This is a genomic window from Arthrobacter silvisoli (assembly GCF_003369445.1).
Taxonomy (GTDB): domain Bacteria; phylum Actinomycetota; class Actinomycetes; order Actinomycetales; family Micrococcaceae; genus Arthrobacter; species Arthrobacter silvisoli.
In genome coordinates this window covers 123,218-146,436 of sequence record NZ_QRCU01000026.1, presented here as the reverse complement: position 1 = coordinate 146,436, position 23,219 = coordinate 123,218, and the positions used below count along the sequence as shown (strand labels likewise).

General features: G+C 67.0%; 22 protein-coding genes. 5 read left to right on the top strand and 17 right to left on the bottom strand.

Features of this window, described 5'->3' with window-relative positions; all coding sequences use genetic code 11:
- Nucleotides 1-307 precede the first annotated feature (307 nt).
- Nucleotides 308-1,054 (top strand): transcriptional repressor LexA, encoded by a 747-nt coding sequence (lexA, locus tag DWV11_RS06690; protein WP_115788100.1) that lies wholly within the window; start codon nucleotides 308-310, stop codon nucleotides 1,052-1,054.
- Between the two features lie 30 nt (nucleotides 1,055-1,084).
- Here the strand turns inward: lexA and DWV11_RS06685 are convergent, their stop codons facing one another.
- Together DWV11_RS06685 and hflX are read right to left on the bottom strand one after the other, a co-directional pair.
- Nucleotides 1,085-3,136, bottom strand: a complete 2,052-nt coding sequence (locus DWV11_RS06685; protein WP_115788099.1) for an ATP-dependent DNA helicase — start codon at nucleotides 3,134-3,136, stop codon at nucleotides 1,085-1,087.
- A complete protein-coding gene (gene hflX / locus DWV11_RS06680; protein WP_115788098.1) occupies nucleotides 3,129-4,688 on the bottom strand; it encodes a GTPase HflX in 1,560 nt (519 codons plus the stop codon). Before hflX ends, DWV11_RS06685 begins: the two co-directional genes overlap by 8 nt.
- Nucleotides 4,689-5,115: 427 nt before the next feature.
- On the opposite strand from hflX, the gene DWV11_RS06675 reads away from it, so the two are divergent.
- The gene (locus DWV11_RS06675) at nucleotides 5,116-5,727 is read left to right on the top strand and encodes a class I SAM-dependent methyltransferase (protein ID WP_115788097.1); all 612 of its coding nucleotides are present in this window, start codon (nucleotides 5,116-5,118) and stop codon (nucleotides 5,725-5,727) included.
- On the opposite strand, the gene dapF is transcribed toward DWV11_RS06675, so the two are convergent.
- From dapF to DWV11_RS06645, 6 genes are all read right to left on the bottom strand, one after another.
- Nucleotides 5,708-6,637: a diaminopimelate epimerase gene (gene dapF / locus DWV11_RS06670; RefSeq protein ID WP_115788096.1), complete on the bottom strand. Its 930-nt coding sequence runs from the start codon at nucleotides 6,635-6,637 to the stop codon at nucleotides 5,708-5,710. The genes DWV11_RS06675 and dapF overlap by 20 nt on opposite strands.
- 100 nt (nucleotides 6,638-6,737) lie before the next feature.
- Nucleotides 6,738-7,634 (bottom strand): tRNA (adenosine(37)-N6)-dimethylallyltransferase MiaA, encoded by an 897-nt coding sequence (gene miaA, locus DWV11_RS06665; protein ID WP_115788095.1) that lies wholly within the window; start codon nucleotides 7,632-7,634, stop codon nucleotides 6,738-6,740.
- A gap of 2 nt (nucleotides 7,635-7,636) precedes the next feature.
- Nucleotides 7,637-9,184: a tRNA (N6-isopentenyl adenosine(37)-C2)-methylthiotransferase MiaB gene (miaB, locus tag DWV11_RS06660; RefSeq protein WP_115788094.1), complete on the bottom strand. Its 1,548-nt coding sequence runs from the start codon at nucleotides 9,182-9,184 to the stop codon at nucleotides 7,637-7,639.
- A gap of 50 nt (nucleotides 9,185-9,234) precedes the next feature.
- The gene (locus DWV11_RS06655) at nucleotides 9,235-9,741 is read right to left on the bottom strand and encodes a regulatory protein RecX (RefSeq protein WP_115788093.1); all 507 of its coding nucleotides are present in this window, start codon (nucleotides 9,739-9,741) and stop codon (nucleotides 9,235-9,237) included.
- Nucleotides 9,742-9,793: 52 nt separating this feature from the next.
- On the bottom strand, nucleotides 9,794-10,840 hold the full coding sequence (recA, locus tag DWV11_RS06650; protein WP_115788092.1) for a recombinase RecA: 1,047 nt from the start codon (nucleotides 10,838-10,840) through the stop codon (nucleotides 9,794-9,796).
- A gap of 316 nt (nucleotides 10,841-11,156) precedes the next feature.
- Nucleotides 11,157-11,396, bottom strand: a complete 240-nt coding sequence (locus DWV11_RS06645) for a DUF3046 domain-containing protein (RefSeq protein ID WP_115788118.1) — start codon at nucleotides 11,394-11,396, stop codon at nucleotides 11,157-11,159.
- Nucleotides 11,397-11,437: 41 nt separating this feature from the next.
- On the opposite strand from DWV11_RS06645, the gene DWV11_RS06640 reads away from it, so the two are divergent.
- Nucleotides 11,438-11,938 (top strand): MarR family winged helix-turn-helix transcriptional regulator, encoded by a 501-nt coding sequence (locus DWV11_RS06640; RefSeq protein WP_245953471.1) that lies wholly within the window; start codon nucleotides 11,438-11,440, stop codon nucleotides 11,936-11,938.
- Between the two features lie 137 nt (nucleotides 11,939-12,075).
- Here the strand turns inward: DWV11_RS06640 and DWV11_RS06635 are convergent, their stop codons facing one another.
- From DWV11_RS06635 to DWV11_RS06605, 7 genes are all read right to left on the bottom strand, one after another.
- Nucleotides 12,076-12,528: a helix-turn-helix domain-containing protein gene (locus DWV11_RS06635; protein WP_115788090.1), complete on the bottom strand. Its 453-nt coding sequence runs from the start codon at nucleotides 12,526-12,528 to the stop codon at nucleotides 12,076-12,078.
- A 133-nt stretch (nucleotides 12,529-12,661) separates the two neighbouring features.
- On the bottom strand, nucleotides 12,662-13,165 hold the full coding sequence (locus tag DWV11_RS06630; protein WP_115788089.1) for a CinA family protein: 504 nt from the start codon (nucleotides 13,163-13,165) through the stop codon (nucleotides 12,662-12,664).
- A complete protein-coding gene (gene pgsA, locus DWV11_RS06625; RefSeq protein WP_115788088.1) occupies nucleotides 13,162-13,761 on the bottom strand; it encodes a CDP-diacylglycerol--glycerol-3-phosphate 3-phosphatidyltransferase in 600 nt (199 codons plus the stop codon). Before pgsA ends, DWV11_RS06630 begins: the two co-directional genes overlap by 4 nt.
- Nucleotides 13,762-13,770: 9 nt before the next feature.
- Complete coding sequence (locus DWV11_RS06620) at nucleotides 13,771-16,620, bottom strand: FtsK/SpoIIIE family DNA translocase (RefSeq protein ID WP_115788087.1); 2,850 nt, start codon at nucleotides 16,618-16,620, stop codon at nucleotides 13,771-13,773.
- A gap of 89 nt (nucleotides 16,621-16,709) precedes the next feature.
- Nucleotides 16,710-18,401, bottom strand: coding sequence for a ribonuclease J (locus tag DWV11_RS06615; RefSeq protein ID WP_115788086.1), 1,692 nt, complete (start codon nucleotides 18,399-18,401; stop codon nucleotides 16,710-16,712).
- Between the two features lie 27 nt (nucleotides 18,402-18,428).
- Nucleotides 18,429-19,340: a 4-hydroxy-tetrahydrodipicolinate synthase gene (gene dapA, locus DWV11_RS06610; RefSeq protein WP_115788085.1), complete on the bottom strand. Its 912-nt coding sequence runs from the start codon at nucleotides 19,338-19,340 to the stop codon at nucleotides 18,429-18,431.
- Nucleotides 19,341-19,416: 76 nt separating this feature from the next.
- Nucleotides 19,417-19,752 carry a hypothetical protein gene (locus DWV11_RS06605; protein ID WP_245953470.1) on the bottom strand — a complete coding sequence of 112 codons (336 nt, stop codon included), beginning with the start codon at nucleotides 19,750-19,752 and terminating at the stop codon, nucleotides 19,417-19,419.
- A 222-nt stretch (nucleotides 19,753-19,974) separates the two neighbouring features.
- Between DWV11_RS06605 and DWV11_RS06600 the strand changes: the two genes are divergently transcribed.
- Together DWV11_RS06600 and DWV11_RS06595 are read left to right on the top strand one after the other, a co-directional pair.
- The gene (locus tag DWV11_RS06600) at nucleotides 19,975-20,238 is read left to right on the top strand and encodes a hypothetical protein (protein WP_115788083.1); all 264 of its coding nucleotides are present in this window, start codon (nucleotides 19,975-19,977) and stop codon (nucleotides 20,236-20,238) included.
- Nucleotides 20,239-20,242: 4 nt separating this feature from the next.
- Nucleotides 20,243-21,775 carry a CYTH and CHAD domain-containing protein gene (locus DWV11_RS06595; protein WP_115788082.1) on the top strand — a complete coding sequence of 511 codons (1,533 nt, stop codon included), beginning with the start codon at nucleotides 20,243-20,245 and terminating at the stop codon, nucleotides 21,773-21,775.
- Nucleotides 21,776-21,872: 97 nt separating this feature from the next.
- On the opposite strand, the gene DWV11_RS06590 is transcribed toward DWV11_RS06595, so the two are convergent.
- The gene (locus DWV11_RS06590) at nucleotides 21,873-22,373 is read right to left on the bottom strand and encodes a hypothetical protein (RefSeq protein WP_115788081.1); all 501 of its coding nucleotides are present in this window, start codon (nucleotides 22,371-22,373) and stop codon (nucleotides 21,873-21,875) included.
- 3 nt (nucleotides 22,374-22,376) lie between these two features.
- Nucleotides 22,377-23,135, bottom strand: coding sequence for a 4-hydroxy-tetrahydrodipicolinate reductase (dapB, locus tag DWV11_RS06585; protein ID WP_115788080.1), 759 nt, complete (start codon nucleotides 23,133-23,135; stop codon nucleotides 22,377-22,379).
- Nucleotides 23,136-23,219 lie beyond the last annotated feature (84 nt).

The following is a 23,219-nucleotide window of genomic DNA, read 5'->3' as shown; positions in this document are numbered from 1 at the left end:
CCGGCGCATGGCTGCCAATTCTCTCTTCTTCCATCAGCGCCCGGTTGCCCGGCGTTCGAATCCGATGTTCGAATCAAGGGGCGGCTGAACTGCTGACTTAGAACACATATTCGAACCTTGCTACGACATTTTTAGCACTTATCAACGAATGGTGTCGAGACTCGCTAGAACAAATGTTTGATAAAGCCCTGCACCTGCCCTACGTTTGAGGAAGGAACAAGCACGGGAGAAGTGCATCAGGAGGGTCTGACTTTTTAGGGACCCGGTCCCTGGCCAACGGCCCGGGCGGAACGGAAGGACGCGGCACATGGCAGCACGAGCCAACGGCAACGGGGCCTCCCCTCGGAGCCAGCAGCTGCCCAAGGCAGCCAAGGGCCTGACCGTTCGCCAGAAGAAGATCCTGGAGACCATCCAGCGTTCCGTGAATGACAACGGCTACCCGCCGTCGATGCGCGAGATCGGCGATACCGTGGGCCTCGCCAGCCTCTCCAGCGTCACGCACCAGCTGTCCCAGCTGGAGAAGCTCGGCTACCTGCGGCGCGATCCGAAGCGCCCGCGCGCCATGGAAGTCCTCATGCCGCTGACCCTCGACGGCAGGGCCGAGATTCCGGGAGTCGAAGCTCCTGCCTCACTGCGGAGCACCGGGGGCCTCGCCGTGACCGAGCTGGCCAGCGCCAGCGACACCGCGTTGGTGCCGCTCGTGGGCCGCATCGCCGCCGGTGGCCCGATCCTGGCCGACCAGACCGTGGAGGACGTGCTTCCCCTGCCCCGCCAGCTGGTTGGCCACGGCGAGCTGTTCATGCTCAAGGTGGCCGGTGATTCGATGATCGACGCAGCAATCTGCGACGGCGACTGGGTGGTCGTGCGGCGCCAGAACGACGCCGTCAATGGCGACATCGTGGCTGCCTTGCTCGACGACGAAGCCACGGTCAAGACGTTCCGCCAGCGGGACGGCCACACCTGGCTGCTCCCGCAGAACACCCAGTACGAGCCGATCCTCGGCGACCACGCCGTAATCATGGGCAAGGTCGTCTCGGTCCTGCGTTCCCTCTAGCCCGCGCTCCCGCTGGCAGCCGCGCTGCGGCTAGCCCGCGCTCAGCCGTTCGAGCGCACCACTGACCACCGTGCGGTCCGTCGTCGCCCAGAAGGGCGGCAGCGCTGCCCGCAGGAATCCGCCGTAGCGTTCGGTGGAGAGCCTGGAGTCCAGGACTGCCACCACGCCCTTGTCCCCCGTGGTGCGGATCAGCCGGCCGGCGCCCTGGGCGAGGCGGATCGCAGCATGGGTGGCCGAAACCGCCATGAAGCCGTTGCCGCCGGACTGTGCCACCGCACGTGAGCGGGCTGTCATCAGCGGATCATCGGGCCGCGGAAACGGAATCCTGTCGATCACCACAAGCCGGCAGGAACCGCCGGGCACATCGACGCCTTGCCAAAGCGACATCGTTCCGAAGAGGCAGGTGTCTTTTTCCCCGGCGAACTGCTTCACGAGGGCGGCCATGGTGGACTCGCCCTGGCACAGGATGGAGAGATCCAGCCTGGAGCGCATTTGTTCGGCCGCTTCTTCGGCCGCGCGGCGTGAGGAGAACAGGCACAAGGCGCCGCCCTTGGAGGCACGGAGGAGCCGTTCCAGTTCGTCGAGGGCCTCGGGCGAGGTTCCGCGCCCGGGTTTAGGCAAATGCGCCGCGACGTACAGCATCCCCTGCTTCGGGTAATCGAAGGGTGAGCCGACGTCCACACCGGTCCAGCTTGGGGCGCCCTCCCCCATCAGGCCGAGGCCGCCGGCCGCCGGCTCGAATGCCGCACCGATGGCAAGGGTCGCGGATGTCAGGACCACGGTGTGGTCAGCGAACAATCCTTCGCGCAAGCGCCCGGCCACGCTCAGCGGGGCGATGTTGATCAGCGCCGGGGCGCCCTCGTCCGGCGCCGAATACCCTTGCTGCGGGTCGAAGGTGCTGGCCCGCGAGAGCCACACCACCTCACGGTTTTCACGGGCGGCGAGCAGGCGTTCGCACAATTCCAGGATCAGCAGGAGGCGAGAACGCGCAAGCTGCCGGCCGCCGTCGACCGCGTTGGAAGAATCACCTTTCGAGTCCGAGAGCGCTGCCCGGCAGGCCTCCCGGAGCTGATCGACGCAGTCGAGCTGTTCGTCATTGAGCCCGTTCGGCAGCAGCCCGGAGGGGGCACCGGCCAGGGCAAGTTCGAGCCGGTCGGCGGCAGAGTTGAGCGCGTCCACCGTGATGGCTGTGTGCTTCCGCGCGCTGGAGGCCGCGGCGTGGATCATGGTCACCGAGAGTTGCCCGGAGACAGCACCCGTGACGCGATCCTGGAGTTCATGGGCTTCGTCCACCACCACGACGTCGTATTCCGGCAGCACGGCCAGGCCCTCGAAGGCACTGACGGCGAGCATCGCGTGGTTGGTGACCACGACGTCGGCCTCCGCGGCCCGTTGCCGGGCGAGTTCGCTGAAGCATTCCTCGGCCAGCGGGCACTTCTGCGAACCAAGGCACTCCATGGAGGTCACCGAGACTTGCCGCCAGGCACGGTCCGTCACGCCGGGCATGAGTTCGTCGCGGTCGCCCGTGGAAGTGGTTTCCGCCCATTCGCGCAGGCGCAGCACTTCCTTGCCCAGCTGCGATGCGGCGCCGCCGATCGCGGCCGCCACATGCGGGACGCTGGTGTCTTCGCCGAGGGAAAACAACTGGCCCTCGGCAGGTTCTTCGCTGGGGAATCCGCCCTCCAGCTTGTGGCGGCACAGATAGTTCGCCCGGCCCTTGACCAGCGCCACCTCCACCGGACGGTCCAGCAAGGGGTTGAGGGTTTCGAGGAGCCTGGGCAGGTCGCGGGACACGATCTGGCTCTGCAGCGCGAGGGTCGCCGTGGACACCAAAGCGGGCTTGTTGCTGTCCAGCGCGTGCGCTATCAGCGGGACCAGGTAGGCGAGGGACTTGCCGGTTCCGGTGCCTGCCTGGACCAGGAGGTGCTCATTGTTTTCGATGGCCCGGGCAACGTGGAGGGCCATGGTGTGCTGGCCGGTGCGGTTCTGCCCGCCCATGCCTGCCACGGCCTTGTCCAGGAGGTCCAGGGCGGTGCGTTCCGCCCTGGACCCTCCGGTGACTGCGTTTTCCTGCTCAGCCATGAATGGCGAACTCGCCGAGCTCTGCCGCCAGGTTCTGGTGCACCATGGCCACCACCCGGGTGCCGCCTTCCTCATGCTCCAAGCTGAGGATTTCGGCGTCGGATTTGTGCAGCTTGTTGACGAGTTCGCCGCGGTTGTACGGAATCAGTGCCTCCAGCCGGACACCGGGCCGCGGGATGGACGTGCTGATGGCTTCCAGCAGTTCGGCGATGCCCTGGCCGGTGCGGGTGGAAACGACAGCGTGCCGCGGTTCCTTCTGCTTCAGGCGTTCGACGACGAACGGATCGGCCGCATCCACCTTGTTCAACACGATGATTTCCGGGATCTTCCGGGCATCGACCTCGGCGAAGACGGTCCGCACTGCCGCGATCTGGCCTTCAGGATCGGGATGGGAGACATCCACGACGTGAAGGATCAGGTCGGCGTCGGCCACTTCCTCCAGGGTGGAGCGGAAAGCCTCCACCAGCTGGGTGGGCAGGGAGCGCACGAAGCCGACCGTGTCGGCCAGCGTGTAGCTGATCCCGTCCGGGGTCTGTGCCTTGCGGACGGTGGGGTCGAGGGTGGCGAACAGGGCGTTCTCGACCAGCACCCCGGCATCGGTGAGGCGGTTGAGCAAGGACGACTTTCCGGCGTTGGTGTAGCCGGCGATCGCTACCGACGGGACGGCATTACGACGGCGGTTGGCCCGCTTGGTCTCGCGCGCCGGCTTCATGGCCGCGATCTCCCGCCGCAGCTTCGCCATCCGCGTGCGGATGCGCCGACGGTCGAGTTCGATCTTCGTTTCACCGGGACCACGCGAGCCCATGCCGGCTCCCGCGCCGCCCACCTGGCCACCGGCCTGGCGGGACATGGATTCGCCCCAACCACGCAGGCGCGGCAACAGGTATTCGAGCTGGGCCAGCTCCACCTGGGCCTTGCCTTCGCGGCTTTTTGCGTGCTGCGCGAAGATGTCCAGGATCAAGGTGGTGCGGTCCACCACCTTGACCTTGACGATATCTTCCAGGCCGCGCCGTTGGGACGGCGCCAGCTCGGTGTCCACGATGACGGTGTCCGCGCCGGTCGACATGACGATGTCCCTCAGCTCCAGCGCCTTGCCGGAACCGAGGTAGGTGCCGGGGTCCGGCTTGCCGCGGCGCTGGACGATGCCGTCCAGCACTTCGGAACCGGCGGTCTCAGCGAGTGCCGCGAGCTCACGGAGGGAGTTCTCGGCGTCGGCGAGGGTCCCCTCGGTCCACAGCCCGGCCAGGACAACGCGCTCAAGGCGCAACTGCCGGTATTCGACTTCAGTGACATCTTCGAGTTCGGTGGACAGGCCAGCCGTGCGGCGCAGGGCCCGGCGTTCGGCCAGGTCTTCCTGCTCGCCGTCGTAAATGCTGTGTTCTTCGTCCAGGGTGGAAATCGCCTGGGCCTTGCCGAACACGCCACGGGAATCGTCGTCCCGCGCTGGTGCCGGCACATCCTTGGAGAGAATCCGGTCGATGACAGCCTGGATTTGTTCAGGACTCATGTCCTGGGCGTCGGAATCGGCTCCGGTGTTCTGCTGCGTGGTCATGGTCTCCTTAGAGGTTCGGCATATCCAGAATAATGCCGTTTGATGTCTGATGGTGCGCGCTTCGCGCTGGGCTGACGCCTGAGCAGGACCAGACAGGAAATCCCCAACGGCGTACGGCTGCGGCGGGGCCGGAGCGGGGCGGCGGGTGGATCGATCTGTTGAGCTTCCGGCAGCCGCCGCGGGTGTCCTCGAGGGGACGCCGCTGCAGCGGATCGGTTACCGGGATCATGCCAAGGCGGAAAGGCTGACGCGGCGGTTCCAGGGTGGAATGGCCGGGCCTGTCTGCATCGCAGGGGCTGAATTACTCAAAGATCAAGAACATGCATACAACTCTATCAGGCGTTGTCAGGCACTTCGGTGGCGTTGTCAGGCACGTCCGGGTGCCGCGGTTTCCTTTGGCTGGCGCCGCCAACTACTCTGGCAAGCTATGGAGTCTGCTCACTATTTCAACGCCCCCGCCGGGCCCTTCCCCCGCAAGCCCCTCACGGTGGAACTGGCAGGCGCCACCCGCAGGCTCCACACCTCCCCGGGCATATTCAGCCCGGACGGTATCGACAAGGGAACCGTGATCCTGCTGGACGAAGTGCCGGCTCCCGCCGCGCAGGGCAATCTGCTGGATATCGGCTGCGGTTGGGGGCCGATCGCGCTGACCATGGCGCTCATGTCACCGGAAGCGCAGATCTACGCGGTCGACGTCAACGACCGCTGCATCACGCTCACCAACGAGAACGCCGCCGCACTGGGATTGGACAATGTCACCGCGAGCCTGCCCGACGACGTCGACCCGTCCGTGAGCTTCGACACCATTTGGTCGAACCCGCCGATCCGCATCGGCAAGGCCGAACTGCATGCGCTGCTGCTGAAGTGGCTGCCGCGGCTGGCTCCGGGCGGGGACGCTTGGCTGGTGGTGCAGAAGAACCTGGGATCGGATTCCCTTCAGCGCTGGCTGGCGGAGGAACTGGACGAGACGTTCACCGTGACCAGGGAAAGCACTGCCAAGTCATTCCGGATCCTGCGGGTCAGGAAAGGGAACCACTAGCGACAATCACCGCAGGGCCGCTGAGCTCCACGTGCTCGCGCCCGTCGGCGCCGGGGAAGAAGCGCACCTCGACGACACCGCCGGGGACGTTGACCTTCCAGTTGTCCGGTGCGCCGTCGCCGGCCCAGTGCCGGATCGCGACGGCAGCCGCACAGGCGCCGGTGCCGCAGGACTGGGTCTCCCCCACGCCACGTTCGTGGACGCGCATGGTGATGGTCCCGGTGCCGTCATGGACCAATGGTTCCGCCGGCACGACGAATTCGACGTTGGTGCCGTGCGGCGGGACAGGGTCCACCTGGGGCGCCTTGTAGAGTTCCGTGGCCTCCAGTTCCGACAGTTCGGCCAGTGCCACCACCGTGTGCGGGTTGCCCATACTGACCGAGAGCGCGGGCCGGGCGACTTCGAGGCCGTTGGCGTGGACCAGGGAATCCATGGCCTTGTCCCGGGCGTCCTCGGGGAAGATGAACTCCCAGGGGCCCATGTCCACGGCATAGCCCTCCGCGGTGCGACTGATCCGCTTGACGCCGCCGCGGGTTCCGATGGCCAGGGATTCGCCCGCGCCGAGGGTCACGAGGCCCTGGTCGATGAGGAAGTGCACGAAGACCCGGACACCGTTGCCGCACATTTCGGACAGCGAGCCGTCGCCGTTGCGGTAGTCCATGAACCACTCGGCGGTGGGTTCCTCCGCAAGGATGTCGTGGCCTTCGGGCAGGAAGCGAGATGGGACGGCGCGGATGAGCCCGTCGCCGCCGATGCCCAGGTGCCGGTTGCACAACGCTGCGACCTGTTCCGGGGAGATTGCATGCCGGTCCTGCGGGTCGGCGATCAGGACGAAGTCGTTGCCGGTGCCGTGTCCCTTGGAAAAAGGCAGTCCGTTGAGGCCAAGGGTGTTCGTGAGGCTTTCGTCCATGGTTCAAGGCTACCTGCGGGCGGCCATCCACCTAAATCAACAGGGCTCGGCCTTCAGCAGAGTTTGGCCGGCACGGTTTGCTCGGAACAGCAGCGTCCGGTCAGCACAGCTCCGCAGCCTTCTCGACAAGTCCGGGGTCCTGCCAGTCGAGCCAGGAGATGCGGGGGTCGGCGCGGAACCAGGTGAGCTGGCGGCGTGCGAACTGCCGGGTGGCCACGATGGTTTCCTCCGCCGCTGCCGCAACGTCCGATTCGCCGTCGAGCACCCTGAGGAACTGCGCGTATCCGAGCGCCCGCGAAGCGGTCTTGCCACGGCGCAGACCGGCCGCGTCGAGGGCGCGGACCTCCTCCAGCAGTCCGGCGTCAACCATGCGGTGTACCCGCACGGCGAGGCGTTCGCGCAGGAGTTCACGGTCGACGTCGAGCCCGATTTGCACGGCGGGGCGGAAGTACTCGCGCATGGGCATGAAGGAACTGAAGGGGCGTCCGGTGAGCCGGTGCACTTCAAGCGCCCGGATAATGCGCCGGGCGTCGCCGAGGCGGCCGGCGGATACAGGATCGACGGTGCGCAGGCGGTCCATCAGCACGGACAGCCCGCGCTCGGCGGCTTCGTCTTCGAGCTCCTTGCGGACGGCCGGATCCGTTCCGGGGAACTCGAGCACGTCGAGGGCGGCCCGGACGTACAGCCCAGAACCGCCGACCAGGATGGCACGCTTGCCGCGGGCGTGGACGTCGTCGATGATCGCCCGGCAGTCCTGCTGGAACGCCGAAACGCTCGCTTCCTCCGTGACGTCCATGGTGTCCAGGAGGTGGTGCGGCACTCCGTGGCGTTCGGCCAGGCTGATCTTCGCCGTTCCGATATCCATGCCGCGGTAGAACTGCATGGCGTCCGCGTTGATCACCTCGCCGTCCAGCGCCAGCGCCAACTGGACGCCGAGATCGGACTTTCCGGAACCGGTGGGCCCGACGACGGCTATCACCGGCGGAGGGCTGTGCATGCTCAACTGCGGCGCAGCGGCAGCGACGGCATCCCGAGGGAGACTGCCGCCTTGCTGCCCTTGCCCGTGGCGCCGGGCACGGGAGCGCCGCAGGAATCGGCCTGCGAGCGGTCCCAGGCGTCGCCTGCCCGGGAGCGCCGCAGGCTGTAGTCATCCGTGCCGGCGGGGTCGGCGAGCAGGTGGAAGGCGGCGGCTTCGGTGATGGTGACGGTGACGAAGTCACCGGGGCGGGGTGTTTCGGCGCCGTCGGGGACCGAGAAGTGCACAAGGCGCTGATCGGCGGCGCGGCCGGACAGGCGGTGGGTCTCTCCTGCCTTCCGTCCCGCCTGGGCGGTGACGAGGAGCTCCACCTTGCGGCCGAGCTGCTTGGCGTTCTCTTCGGCGGCGATCCGGTCCTGGAGTGCGATGAGCCGGTCGTAGCGCTCCTGGACGACGGCCTTGGGAAGCTGCTCGGGCAGCTCGGCGGCCGGAGTGCCCGGGCGCTTGGAGTACTGGAAGGTGAAGGCCGAGGAGAAGCGGGACTTTTCGACGACGTCGAGCGTGGCCTGGAAGTCCTCCTCGGTCTCACCGGGGAAACCCACGATGATGTCCGTAGTGATGGCCGCGTGGGGAATCCGTTCCCGGACCTTGTCGAGGATTCCCAGGAACTTGGCGGAACGGTACGAGCGGCGCATGTCCTTGAGGACCTTGTCGGATCCGGACTGCAGGGGCATGTGCAGTTGGGGCATCACGTTGGGGGTTTCGGCCATGGCGTCGATGACGTCGTCGGTGAAGGCCGCCGGGTGCGGGCTGGTGAAGCGCACGCGTTCGAGTCCTTCGATCCCGCCGCAGGCACGCAGCAGCTTGGAGAAGGCCAGGCGGTCGCCGAATTCCACGCCGTAGGAGTTGACGTTCTGGCCAAGGAGCGTGACCTCGACGGCACCGTCGTCCACGAGGGCCTGGATTTCGGCGAGGATCTCCCCCGGCCGGCGGTCCTTCTCCTTGCCGCGCAGGGAGGGCACGATGCAGAAGGTGCAGGTGTTGTTGCAGCCCACGGAGATCGACACCCAGCCCGAGTAGACGGAGTCGCGCTTGGTAGGCAGCGTGGACGGGAAGACGTCCAAGGATTCGAGGATCTCCAGTTGGGCCTCGTTATTGTGGCGGGCCCGCTCCAGCAGCGCGGGAAGGGCGCCGACGTTGTGGGTGCCGAACACCGCGTCCACCCACGGTGCCTTCCGGACGATGGTGTCCCGGTCCTTCTGGGCGAGGCAGCCGCCGACGGCAATCTGCATCCCCGGGTGCGCGGCCTTGACCTGCTTCAGTTCGCCGAGGTTGCCGTACAGCTTGTTGTCCGCGTTCTCCCGGACGGCGCAGGTGTTGAAGACCACGACGTCGGCCAGGCCGCCGTCAGCCGGAACGTAACCGGCGTCCTCGAGCAGGCCGGCCATGCGCTCGGAGTCGTGGACGTTCATCTGGCAGCCGAAGGTGCGGACCTGGTAGGTGCGCTGACGGCTGGCCGCGCCGGCGGCTTCGGCTGCGGACTGGCCAGTGGCCTGGACAGCGCCGGGCACGGCAAGGGGCTCAGCTGCGGAGGACGTGGCTGCGGGAGAAGCGGTAAAACTCACTCGTTAAGGGTACCGGCTTCGTCGAGCACTTCCCCGACGATCCGGAAGGCCAGCGAGGGCTGGTAGCCCTTCCTGGCCAGCATGGCCGCCAACCGCCTGGTGTGTTTGTCCCGTTCTTCCCGGCTGCCAAGGTCCACGCCGCTCCGCAGCTTGCGTGCTACCAGGTCCCTCGCGGCCTGCTGTTCGTCTTCGTCGCTGAGCTGCCCGAGGGCTTCCTCGGCGGTGTCGGGATCGATGCCCTTGTCCGCCAGTTCACGGCGGAGCGCTCCCTTGGCCAGTTTCCTGGTTTGGGAGCGGCTCCTGACCCACATTTCCGCAAAGTCCAAGTCGTTGATCAGTCGGACCTCTTCGAAGCGGTCCAGCACCGCCCCGGCGACGTCCTCGGGCACCTTGCGTTCGGCCAGTTTCCGGGCGAGCTGCTGACGGCTCTTGGGCGAGTTGGTCAACTGCCGCAGGACAATCGCCCGGGCCACGGCCTCGGGATCGGCCTCAGCGTCCTGCATGACCGGCGAATCCGCCGAGGGTTCCGCGGGCGGAGCAGACTTGCGCTGCCGCCTAACCGTCAACGGCCTTCAGCTTCGGGGTGTCCTCGCCGTCCGCGGGCTTGACGCCGACGCCGAGCTTCTCCTTGATGAGGCGCTCCAGCTCCTGGGCGAGCTCGGGGTTGTCGCGCAGGAAGCGGCGCGAGTTTTCCATGCCCTGGCCCAGCTGGTCGCCGTCATAGGTGAACCAGGAACCCGACTTCTTGATGATGCCGTGCTCGACACCCATGTCAATGATTCCGCCTTCGCGGGAGATGCCCTGGCCGTAGATGATGTCGAACTCGGCGACCTTGAAGGGCGGGGCCATCTTGTTCTTGACGATTTTGGCCTTGGTGCGGTTGCCGACCGAGTCAGAGCCCTCCTTGAGGGTCTGGATGCGGCGGACATCGATGCGCACGGAGGCGTAGAACTTCAGGGCCTTACCGCCGGTGGTGGTTTCCGGGGAGCCAAAGAACACGCCGATCTTTTCACGCAACTGGTTGATGAAGATGGCGGTGGTCTTGGTCTGGCTCAGGCGGCCGGTGATCTTTCGCAGGGCCTGGCTCATCAGGCGGGCCTGCAGACCCACGTGGGAGTCACCCATTTCGCCTTCGATTTCGGCGCGCGGAACAAGGGCCGCCACGGAGTCGATGACGATGATGTCCAGGGAGCCGGAGCCCACCAGCATGTCCATGATTTCGAGGGCCTGTTCACCGGTGTCCGGCTGCGAAACGAGCAGCGCATCCGTGTCCACGCCGAGCTTGGCCGCATAATCCGGGTCCAGGGCGTGCTCGGCATCGATGAAGGCAGCGATGCCGCCGTTGCGCTGTGCGTTGGCCACGGCATGCAAAGCCACGGTGGTTTTACCCGAGGATTCCGGGCCGTAGATTTCCACGACACGGCCGCGCGGCAGGCCGCCGATGCCCAGGGCGACGTCCAGGGCGATCGATCCGGTGGGGATCACTTCAATGGGCGCGCGGGTGTCGTCACCCAGGCGCATGATGGAGCCCTTGCCGAATTGTTTGTCGATCTGGGCAAGCGCTGCTTCGAGCGCCTTCTCACGATCCGGGTTTGCCGCCATGGTTCACACCTCTGAGCTTTCTCGCTGTGGACTGGCCTGAAGGGCCGTCTTCCTGTCCCTTCCGACGCTAGTGCCGGCCGCTGACATTTTTTGCGGGCAACATGCGCCATGTGGATAAACCACGCGGAATCGGACTGGTTTACGGATACAGGCGGAGGTCCGTCAGAATCAATTTTCCTCTGAAAGGAGCATAGACCCATCCGAACAGATATTCGAACAAGCGGGCCGCGCGTGTCACCGCTTCGAAGCTGGGTCCGTGGCCGGGGCCAGGACTGCACGTGGCCGGACCGGGACTGTGCCCGGAACTACGGCCGGCTCAAGACTGATGCGGGGCCCCATCCTTGATCTTGATGTCGCGTCCCAGCCGGCGCTCCTCGGGGACGTCCTGGACTTCGCAGATCGCGAGCCATACCTTCCGCGGCTCGAGCCCGGCGGCCAACGCCTGGTCGGCCGTGCGCCCGCCCACCCCGGCAAGCACGAGGGAGCCCGCCAGTACCCGGGCATAGCCGCTCCCGAACTCGTCTTCCATGAGTCGCCAAAAGTCACTGATCCGCACCAATAGAGTCTCTCACGTGGCCGGACTCTAGAATGGTTGCCATGAGCAATACCCCCGACGATGCACCGGTGCCGGTCAACGGAGACGGTGTGGACAACGCCCTCCAGCAGGTGGAACACCAGCTGAGCATCTTCTGGCGCCGGGCCCGTTCGCTCTCCCACCAACTCTCGCGCCAAGTGCATCCGGACATGGAGCCGGCGGCCTATGGGCTGCTGTCGATCATCCGCAAGGAAGGGCCAATGCGGCTGACCGAACTGGCCTCCTGCATCGGTGTCGGCAAACCTTCGGTGAGCCGCCAGATCGCCTTCCTTGAAAGCATCGGCATGGTCTACAAGGAGGCCGATCCGCAGGACGGGCGGGCCCAGTCCATCCGCCTGACGCCCAAGGGCGAAGAGAAGATGCACCAGGTTCAGGACGCGCGGCGGCAGGTGTTCCGCGAGCGGCTGGGCGAATGGCCCCTCGAAGAGATCCGGACCCTGGCCGAATACATGGAGCGCCTCAACACCGCGTATGGCGAAGGGATCGGCAAGGACCAGGCCTGAAACAGGCCAGGTCCGGGGCCGCCCCTATGCCGGCCCCGCCAAAGCAAAAGAAGAAGGCTCCGGCGCTGCTGCCGGAGCCTTCTGCTGTGCCGCCTATGTGACGTAGCGTATGTGATTTTGCGTTGATGCCGCGGTGCTCAGCGGGCTGCCGAGAGCACGCCCGGGGTGAAGTCCCCGCCCAGTTCTGCCCTGAGTTCGCGATCCAGGTCGCGTCCGTAGCGCTGCGCGAATTCCTGGGGAACGGTATCCGGAACTGCGACGCCTTCGGCAACGGCCACCCGGTCGCTGACTTCCCGGAGCATGCTGGACAGCGGGACATCCAGGGCGGTGCAGATTGAGGACAGCAATTCGGAGGACGCTTCCTTCTGGCCTCGCTCCACCTCACTGAGGTAGCCGAGGGATACGCGGGCGCTGTGCGACACCTCGCGAAGGGTACGGCCCTGGCGCTGCCGGACATCGCGCAGAACATCACCGATCTCGTGACGCAGTACAACCATCTTGCGCTCCTTCTGTTCGCTCGGTGCCTTCTCGGCCAGGCCCACATCCTTCCAGCGGACAACGCCGTTTACGGATACGGGCTGCTTAACCATCTGTATCGCCTTGCTCCCTCTTCGGTTCGGGACACCTTGTGGAAGGTGCCCCGTTTGTCTTACATCCTAGGCGCCCCGGCTCCTCCGGGGCGACACAATGTAACAACTATCAGGCTGCCTTTTTTGTTCCCGCTTACTTTACCTGTGGTAACTCGGCGTTGCGCAAGAGATCCAGCACCCTCTCCAAGGCGGCGGCAGCAGCCTGTTCCCGGATCTCTCCGCGGCTGCCGGAGAAGGCATAGCCGAACGCTTCGCTGCCCTGCTCGGACGCCACCGCGATAAATACCGTGCCCACGTCTTTCCCGTCGTGGGCTTCGGGGCCTGCCACTCCAGTAGTGGACACCCCGACGTCGGCGCCGCATGCTTTCCGGGCGCCCTCCGCCATGGCGCGGGCAACCCCGGCATCCACCGAACCGGCCTCTACGAGCAACGACTCCGACACCCCGAGGACAGCGGCCTTCACGGAGTTCTGGTAGGCGACCACGCCGCCCTGCAGCATCCCGGACGCCCCCGGAGTGTTGGCCAGGACCGCGGCGACCATGCCCGCGGTGAGGGATTCCGCCGTCGCCACCGTGACGCCCCGGGCGATCGCCAGGGCGACGACCTCGGCAGCGGCCTCCTCCGCAGTACGGCTCATGGGCGCCTTCCCGCAGCCCGCAGCCTCAGCGCCTGGAAGACGTACTCGACGCCGGTCCAGACGGTGATGACGAGCGCCGCGAGCATCACGGCGAATGCCAGCCAATACAGCCAGGGGGCTATCGACGCCAGCGGCACGATAAACAGGAAGATGGCGACGGTCTGGACGACGGTCTTGAGTTTTCCACCGCGCGAGGCCGGCATGACGCCATAGCGGATCACGAAGAAGCGCAGGGCGGTAATCCCCCACTCCCGCACCAGGATGACGATGGTGATCCACCAGGGCAGCTCCCCCAGCGCCGAGAGGAGCACCAGAGCGGAGCCGGTGAGCAGCTTGTCTGCGATCGGGTCGGCGATCTTGCCGAAGTTGGTGATCAGGTTCCGGCTGCGGGCGATGTCGCCGTCGAGCTTGTCCGTGTAGATTGCCGCGGCGAAGGCGACGACGGCGACCCAGCGCCAGGCGCCATGCTCGCCGTTGTCGGCAAGCAGGAACCAGACGAAGAAGGGGACGAGGGCGATGCGCAGCATCGTCAGGATGTTGGGCAGGTTCCAGATCTCGGAGCCGGAACCGGCTTGGCTGCCTTCGGATGTAGTCACGCCTCTAGGCTACCGTCCGGTCAGCGACCAGGCGTCCTCGCCGTCGTCGTCCTCTCCGCCGTCGGCACCGTCGTGGTAATCGATGGCCTGGGTCCGGTTGTCCAGATCGGCGGCCACAAGGTCTTCGGCATAACCACCAACGGCGATGTTCGCGTTCGCGTTGTCACTGAGCGCTGCGGTGTGGGCATCGGGGACGGCAGGCGCTTCGCCGCCCTTCATGGCGGCAAGCACCGGTGCGAGGTCGTCCGGCTTGACGAGCACGTCGCGGGCCTTTGATCCTTCGGACGGACCGACGACGCCGCGGGACTCGAGCAGGTCCATGAGCCGGCCGGCCTTGGCGAAGCCCACGCGCAGCTTGCGCTGGAGCATCGAGGTGGAGCCGAACTGCGTGGTGACCACGAGTTCGGTGGCCTGCAACAGGACCTCGAGGTCGTCCCCGATGTCGTCGTCGATCTGCTTCTTCGGCGCCTCCGCGGCGACGTCGTCCCGGTAGACCGCCTGCAGCTGTCCCTTGACGTGCTCAACCACTTTGTGGATCTCCGATTCCGAGACCCACGCGCCCTGGACGCGCATGGCCTTGGAGGCACCCATCGGCAGGAAGAGGGCGTCGCCCTGGCCGATGAGCTTTTCCGCGCCGGGCTGGTCCAAGACCACGCGGGAGTCGGTGACGGAGGAGGTGGCGAAGGCCATGCGGGAAGGCACATTGGCCTTGATGAGGCCGGTGACCACGTCCACCGACGGACGCTGCGTGGCCAGCACCAGGTGGATGCCGGCGGCGCGGGCCAGCTGGGTGATACGCACGATCGAGTCTTCGACGTCGCGCGGGGCCACCATCATGAGGTCCGCGAGTTCGTCCACGATCACCAGCAGGTACGGGTACGGCTTGATGACACGCTTGGAGTCCGGCGGCGGAACCACCTTGCCCGCCCGGACGGCCTTGTTGAAGTCGTCGATGTGCTTGTAGCCGTAGTTGGCCAGGTCGTCGTAGCGGGCGTCCATTTCGCGGACCACCCACTGCAGGGCCTCGGCGGCTTTCTTCGGGTTGGTGATGATGGGCGTGATCAGGTGCGGCACGCCTTCGTAGGCGGTCAGTTCCACCCGCTTGGGGTCAACCATGACCATGCGGACTTCGTCCGGCGTGGCGCGCATCAGGATCGAGGTGATCATCGAGTTCACAAAGGAGGACTTGCCGGCACCGGTGGCGCCGGCCACGAGCAAGTGCGGCATCTTGGCCAAGTTGGCCACCACGTACCCGCCTTCGACGTCCTTGCCCACTCCCATGACCATCGGGTGGTCGGTACGGCGGGCGTTCTGACTGCGCAGGACGTCGCCCAGGGAGACAGTCTCGCGGTCCGTGTTGGGGATTTCGATGCCGATGGCGGACTTGCCCGGGATGGGGCTGAGGATACGGACATCGCTGGAGGCCACCGCGTAGGAGATGTTCTTGGACAGTGCCGTGACGCGTTCAACTTTGGTGCCCGGGGAGAGTTCGATTTCGTAACGGGTGACGGTGGGGCCGCGGCTGAAGCCGGTGACGGTGGCATCCACATTGAACTGCTGCATGGTGTCGGTGAGGGCGGCCACGACGGCGTCATTGGCTTCCGTGCGTTCCTTCGGAATTGAACCCGGGGTGAGGTAGTCCGACGCCGGAAGCGTGTACGTGACGTCGCCGGCCAGCGAGAGCTGCTCGGTACGCTGCGGGATCGGCGTGGGCGGCGGAGGCGGGCTGACCGGCGTCGAGGGCACCGTGGTGGCGGGCGCGACGACGGGGATCGCCTCCGTGGGGTTCTCGCCGCTTGCCGGACCGCTTCCAAGGCTGCTGTTCCCGAGCCCTTGTGCCGCCTTGATCTTCTCGACGGCGATCTCCGCCTGGGTGGGACGACGGACTCCCGGCGGTACCGAGGGTGCCTTCGGTGCCTTGGCGCCGTCTTCGCCGTCGACTATTGCGTGTTCGAAGGCCTCGTCCCCCACATAGCCGCCCAGGTCCGGCTCGGCGTCCTCGTCCTTGCCGAAGAGGCGCATGCGCTTTTTCTTCTTCGGGGCGGGGCGGTCGTTCTCGTACAAGTAGCTGCGGTCGTGCGCGTCGCCGCCGGCGCCGTCGTCCATGAGGTCCACGCCCATGAGGTGTTCGTACGCACCGCGGATGCGCTGCGGGATGGCCCCGAAGGGCGTCGCGGTGACGATGAGCAGGGACGTGAAGGCCAAGGCGGAGTAGACGAGGACGGGCACCGCGGCGTGGATGGCCGCCAACGGCGCGGCGGCGAGGAAGCCGAGCATGCCGCCGGCGCGGCGCAGCCCGTCGAAACCGTCCGCGACCGTGGGCTGCCCGCCGATGATGTGTGCCAGGCCGGTTCCGGCGAAGGTCATGATGAGGAAGCCGATGCCCACCCGGTTGTTGCCGCGGCCGTCCCACGGCCGCCGGAACAGCCTGAAGGCGCAGACGAAAAGCATGAGCGGCAGCAAGAGGGAGATCCAGCCGAAGGTGCCGTTGACCACACTGTAGACGAGGTCCGGAAGCCAGCCGCTGAAGCCCCACCAGGCGAAGGTGGCGATGAAGATGCCGAGCACAAGGTTGAACAGGGCGGCGCCGTCGCGGCGGTCCGCCGGATCGAGGTCGCTGACGTCGTAGCCGATGCGGCGCACTCCGGCGCCGACAAGGTGTCCGATCCCCTGCCAGGCCCTGGCCAGGACCCTGACGATCCACGGCTGCTGGGGTTCGGCGTTTGCCTTGCCGCGGGCGCTGCCCCGGGAAGCCGGGCCGCTGCTCCTGGCGGATTTGGTGGTGGCTCCGCCCCGGCCGGATCCGCCGGACCTGCTGGTGGAGCTGCCTTTTGGCGCGGAGGAAGTACGAGTCGCCATACCCGCCACGGTACCGCAAACGGCCCGGAATCCTGCGGATTCCGGGCCGTCCGGCTTTTCGGGCCCCTCAGGGGCCCGCTGCGTGTGAGCTACGCCTCGAGGACCACGGGGATGATCATCGGGCGGCGGCGGAGCCTGCGGTTCACCCAGGTACCGATTACGCGGCGCACCACCTGCTGGAGCTGGTAGTTGGTGTGGTCCGGGTGGTTGACCACGGCTTCCTCGAGGGCAGCGTTGATCTTCGGCACGATCTCGTCGAACACGGCGTCGTCCTCCGCGACGCCCCGGGCATGGATCTCCGGGCCGGAGACGATCTTGCCGGTGGTGCGGTTGACGACGGTGATGACCGAAATGAAGCCTTCGTCGCCGAGGATCCTGCGGTCCTTGAGGTCGGCGTCCGTGATCTCACCGACGCTGGAGCCGTCCACGTAGACGAAACCGACTTCCACCTGGCCCGACACCCGGGCCTTATGGTCCTTCAGGTCGATCACGGTGCCGTTGTCCGCGAGGATGACGTTCTCCGTGGGCACGCCCGAGTCCTCGGCGATCCGGCCGTTGGCGATCAGGTGCCGCGTTTCGCCGTGCACGGGCATGGCGTTCAGCGGCTTGAGGATGTTGTAGCAGTAGAGCAGCTCACCGGCAGCGGCGTGGCCGGAGACGTGCACCTTGGCGGTGCCCTTGTGGATGACGTCCGCGCCGAGCTTGAGCAGGCCGTTGATGATCCGGAAGACGGCATTCTCGTTGCCGGGGATGAGGCTCGAGGCCAGGATGACGGTGTCGCCGATGCCGACGACGACGCGGTGGTCGCCGTTCGCCATGCGGGACAGTGCGGCCATGGGTTCGCCCTGGGAACCGGTGGACATCAGGACCACGCGGTGATCCGGCAACTGGTCGATGTTCTTCAGGTCCACGAGGATGCCTGGCGGCACGTCCAGGTAGCCCAGCTTGGCGGCGATGGCCATGTTCCGGACCATGGAGCGGCCCACGAAGGCCACGTTCCGGCCGTGCTTGGCGGCGGCGTCCAGGACCTGCTGCACACGGTGCACGTGCGAGGAGAAGGACGCGACGATGATGCGTTTCTTCGCCTGGCTGAACAGCCGCTCCAGGGTGGGGCCGATTTCCTTTTCCGCGGTGGTGAAGCCGGGGACGTCCGCGTTCGTGGAGTCGGCCATGAAGAGGTCCACGCCCTCTTCGCCGAGGCGGGCGAAGTGGCGCAGGTCGGTGATCCGGCCGTCCAGCGGCAGCTGGTCCATCTTGAAGTCGCCGGTGTGCAGCACGTTGCCGCCTGCCGTGCGGATGAATACGGCAAGGGCGTCCGGGATGGAGTGGTTGACCGCGACGAATTCGCATTCGAAGGGGCCGAACTGCTCGATCTGCCCTTCCGTGACGGTGAGGGTGTACGGCTTGATCCGGTGTTCCTGGAGCTTGGCCTCCACCAGTGCCAGGGTCAGCTGTGAACCCACCAAGGGCAGGTCCGGCTTCAGGCGCAGCAGGTACGGCACGGCACCGATGTGGTCCTCGTGCCCGTGGGTCAGCACGATGGCGACGACGTCGTCCAAGCGGTCTTCGATGTAGCTGAAGTCCGGGAGGATCAGGTCCACGCCAGGCTGGGTCTCTTCGGGGAAGAGCACGCCGCAGTCGACGATGAGGAGCTTCCCGTCGATTTCGAAAACGGCCATGTTGCGGCCGACTTCACCCAGGCCGCCGAGGGGCACGATCCGGAGCGTTCCCTCCTTGAGCTTGGGTGGAGTGGTAAGTCCGGGAAGGGCGGTTTGGGTCATAGTGCGCTACTTTCCGGCGGAATCTTCCTAGACGGTGAAGTCCATTCCGGCTTCCGCCAAGTCCTCGCGGATGGTGTTGATCTCGTCGGCGTCCGGCTCCACGAGGGGCAAACGGACATACGAGTTCGGCAGGACTCCCTGCCATTTAAGAATCTGCTTGGCGGCGACGGCGCCCTGGACGCGGGTCATCGTGGCACGGATGACCGGTTCCAGTTCGAAGTTGATCTTGCGCGCGGTGCCAAGGTCGTTGGCGTTGACGGCGTCCACCAGTTCGCGGAATCGGCGGGTGGCGACGTGCGTGGTGACGCCCACCAGGCCGACGGCGCCGAGGGCCATCCACTCGAGGGTCAGTCCGTCGTCGCCGGAGTAGAAGGCGAGGTCGGTCCGGGCCATGACGCGGGTGGCGGCGGCGAAGTCAGCCTTGGCGTCCTTGACGGCCACGATGTTGGGGTGTTCGGCCAGCCGGATCATGGTGTCCGGGGCGATCTGCACGGAGGAGCGTCCGGGGATGTCGTAGAGCATCACCGGGACGTCGGTGGCGGAGGCCACGGCTTCAAAGTGGGCGCGGATGCCTGCCTGGCTGGGCTTGTTGTAGTAAGGGGTGACGAGCAGGAGCCCGTCGACGCCGAGCTTCGCGGCTTCCTGCGAGAGGTGCACGGAGTGGGCGGTGTCGTTGGTGCCGGTGCCGGCGATGATGGCGGCACGGTCCCCGACGGCGTCCTTGACGGCGCGGAACATGCCGAGGTTTTCCTCGTCGGTGAGGGTGGAGGTTTCGCCCGTGGTTCCGGTGACGACCAGGCCGTCGCAGCCGTCGTCGACCAGCTTGTTCGCCAGTTCCGCCGCCTGCTTGTAATCGACGTCACCGTCCTTGGTGAAGGGGGTGACCATCGCGGTCAGCAGGGTACCGAGGGCAGGAACAATTGCGCGGGAGTCAGACATACGAAAAACGTTACCCTGTCAGCCGCACGTTACGGGAATGGGGGCGGGGAGTCCGCCGTCAAATTCAGCTCCCGCGTCAGAACCGCCCCGCGCAATACCGCCCGACGGCGGCCTCCCGAAGTTTGTCGACCCAGGCACCCAGCCGCTGGGCGGCACGGACGTAGTCGAAGAGTTCCGCGGGCGTCAGGGCATCGAGGTCCGTCTCCGACAAGCGCCGGGCAAGTTCTGCGCCCGGAGGTTCTTCGACGAGCATGGTCCCCTCGCGCTGCCATTGCACATCCTCGGGCGGATCACCGTTGACCAGCTGCCTGAACAGGAAATCGACCACCCCAGGGCTCATTGCCTTCATGGGGCCGTCTGCTTTCATGGGGCCGTCCGCTCTCATGGGGCCGTCCGGCGTGCGTTCTTTCATGCGGGCAATATTATTCGAACATATATTCGAATTCAAGGTTTGTAAGCTGCGCCCGCGCGGACGGATGATCCGGATACGGGCCGTCACCATACACCGGATCCGGCCCTTCTCGGCAGGAGCGGCCGGTCCTACAATCGGGATGTGCCGGGCCGGACAAAGGCACCGACGGCCCGACGGAGTGCGACACCATCCCCCAGCAGGTGCCGGCAAAGGACGTGTGCCATGACGAACATCCCCGCGCTGATCAGTGCGCTGCGCCCCGAGGAACTGGACCGGCTGCGCCAGCTCGGGCGGGCGCAACAACTGGACCCCGCCGCCGTCGAGGCTCTCGACCGTGCGGCCGGCGGCCCGGGCGAAGGCCGCGGCTACTACGTGGTCCATGGCAGCCTCGAGCCCCGGGAAAACCGTGCCTACTACCTGCGCGAGGACGTCGCCGATGCCGTCCTCGCCGTGGCATTGGACGCTCCGGCCGGCCCTGCCGCCTGAACCCATGGCCTCTGCCGAAAGCACCGAATCTGAGCGCAAGTACGAGCCCGGCCCCACGGCCCGGGCACCGCGCTTCCTCGACATCCCCGGCGTCGAACACACCGGAGAGCCGGCCGAAATGCTCCTGGAGGCCGTCTACTTCGACACCCCGGACATGGAACTGGCCAGGCGGGCCATCACGCTGCGGCGCCGCACGGGAGGGCCCGACGACGGCTGGCACTTGAAACTGCCGCTGGGCCCCGATGACCGCCAGGAAATCCACGCGCCCCTGGGCCAGCCAGACGACGTCCCCCCACGCCTGCTCGAACGGCTGGCTGCCTTCACCCGCGGCAGGGAACTTTCGCCCACGGCCCGGCTCACCACCAGGCGGACCACCACCCGGCTGTACGGGCCAAGCGGGGAGCACCTCGCTGATTTCTCCGACGACCACGTCCACGCGGCACAACTCAGGGGTCCGGAACCCAAGGGCCGGGAACAAGGCGCGCACTGGCGCGAATGGGAACTCGAACTCGTCCACGCCACGCCGGAGCTGTTCCGGGCCGCGGAGCCCGTGATCGCCGCCGCCGGGGCCCGGCCCGCCGGCCACAGCTCCAAGGTGGCCCGCGCCCTGGGCGACACCTGGCCGGCAGGCACGAACCAGGGCCCCCTCCGCCCGCGCAAGAACGGTCCGGTCCGGGACGTCGTCCTTGCCTACCTCGACGACCGCATCACGGAGATCCTGGCCAACGACGCCGAGGTCCGCCGCGAAGAGCCCGAGGCGTTGCACCACATGCGCTCGGCCGTCCGGCGGACCAGGTCCGCGTTGGCCATCTACCGGCCGTTGTTCAACAAAGGGGCGGCGGCCCGCCTTGAGGACGAACTGCGCTGGATCGGAAGAGTCCTCGGCCGGCCCCGCGATGCGGAGGTCCTGCGCACCCGGATCCTTGCCGACCTCGGTGGACTGCCTGACGAGCAGTCGTCCGGACCCGTCCGGGGACAGATCGAGCATGAACTCGGCGCCAAGTACGACGGCGGATACCGCCGGGCGCTGGCCGCGCTGGATTCGTCCCGGTACTTCCTGCTGCTGGACGCCCTGGAGGACTTCCGCAACCACCCGCCCGCCAAAGCCAAGGCGGAGCGCAAGGCGGGCAAGGCCAGTGCCAAACTCATCAACCAGGCCATCGGGCGGCTGGAGAAATCCGAGCGCAAAGCCAGGAGGACTCCCGACGGCCCCCGGCACGACAAAGCCCTTCACAAGATACGCAAAGACGCCAAACGGCTGCGCCACGGCGCCGAAACCGCTGTCCCCTTCCACGGCAAAGCTGCCCGGAAACTCCGGAAATCCGCCCACCGCCTGCAAGAGGTCCTCGGCCGGCACCAGGATGCCGTGATCGCCCGGGAGCTCCTGGCCGGCTTCGCCGACGCCCCGGATCTCAGCGAATCAAGCAAGGCGATCTACCAGCACCTGGCCCGGCAGGAGCAGGACACCGCAGAACAATCGCAGGCCGCGTACGAGAAGACCAGGAAGAAGGTCTGGAAGCGGCGCCTCGGCAGCTAACTGCCGGCTTCCGCAGCTGCCGCCCGCCGCACCGCCCATGCGACGATCGGCTCATGGAGGCTGCGGGTCCTGACCGGCGCCGGGTGTCCGCGGCGGTTCAGGTGCCCGCGGTTCCGGCGCCCGTGGCGGGCCGGCCGCGGAAGAGCCGGACGGCGTCGCGCATGGAGGACCGGGCACGCTTGCGGTCCCCGGCGGCGTCGTAGGCGCAGGCGAGGCGGAACCAGGAGCGCCAGTCCTCCGGTGCCGCTTCGGTTTCCACCCGGTACTTCTCGAATTCGGCGTCCGCCGCGGCCCGCACGATCCGGCCGCCCGGGGTCCGGGGCAGCCGGTCCTCCGGCAGGCCGCCTTCGGCCTCCAGGATCCTGGCCATCTGCTCAGTGCGGGCCCCGAACATGAGCTCGCGGATCAGCGCCCAGGCACCCACCATCGGCAGCACCAGGTAGGCCGCGCCGATCGCCTTGGCCACGAGGTTGGCATCGCCGAGCAGCAGCAGGGAACGCTGGAGGGAAACCACCAGGTACAGCACCAGCAGCAAGGTGATGGCGCCGACCCAGATCTTGGTGCGGTTGTTCTTGACCGCGGACCAGAACGCTTCCATGGCCTAGAGGCCCAGGTCCAGGTAGCCGTCCAGGCCCACCGTCAGGCCCGGGTGCGCGGCGACATTGCGCAGGCCTAGGAGCACCCCGGGCATGAAGGAGGCCCGGTCGAAGGAGTCGTGGCGGATGGTCAGTTGCTCCCCCGGCCCGCCCAGCAGGACTTCCTGGTGGGCCACCAGGCCGCGGAGCCGGACGCTGTGGACGCGGACGCCGTCGACGTCGCAACCGCGGGCGCCGTCAAGCGAGGTTTCGGTGGCATCCGGGCTGGCCGGAACGCCCGCCTCTTCGCGGGCTTCGGCGATCAGCTGGGCGGTGCGCACGGCGGTACCGGAGGGCGCGTCCACCTTGTTGGGGTGGTGCAGCTCGATGATTTCCACCGATTCGAAGTACTTGGAGGCCTTGGCGGCGAAGGCGGAGGCAAGGACCGAGCCGAGGGCGAAGTTCGGGGCGATGAGCACACCGGACTCCGGGTTGCCGGCCAGCAGTTCGCGCAGGGCGGCCAGGCGGCCGGCGTCCCAGCCCGTGGTGCCGACGACGGCGTGCATGCCGTGCTCGACGGCGAAGCGCACGTTCGTTTCAGTGCTGTCCGGAACGGTGAGGTCCACGACGTACTTCGCACCGGCGTCGAGCAGGGTGCCGAGGGAATCGTTGCGGCCCAGCGCTGCGACGAGCTTCATGTCGGGGGCGGCTTCGACGGCCTTCACGGCTTCGATTCCCATGCGCCCGGAGGCGCCCAGCACGGCGACGGCAAGTTGTTCGGTCATGGCGTTAACCCTACCGTCGGGCGGGGCAGCCCTTTGAACCCGTTACGGTTGCCGGCTGCTCCCCGGCCCCGCGCTTTTCCGGCC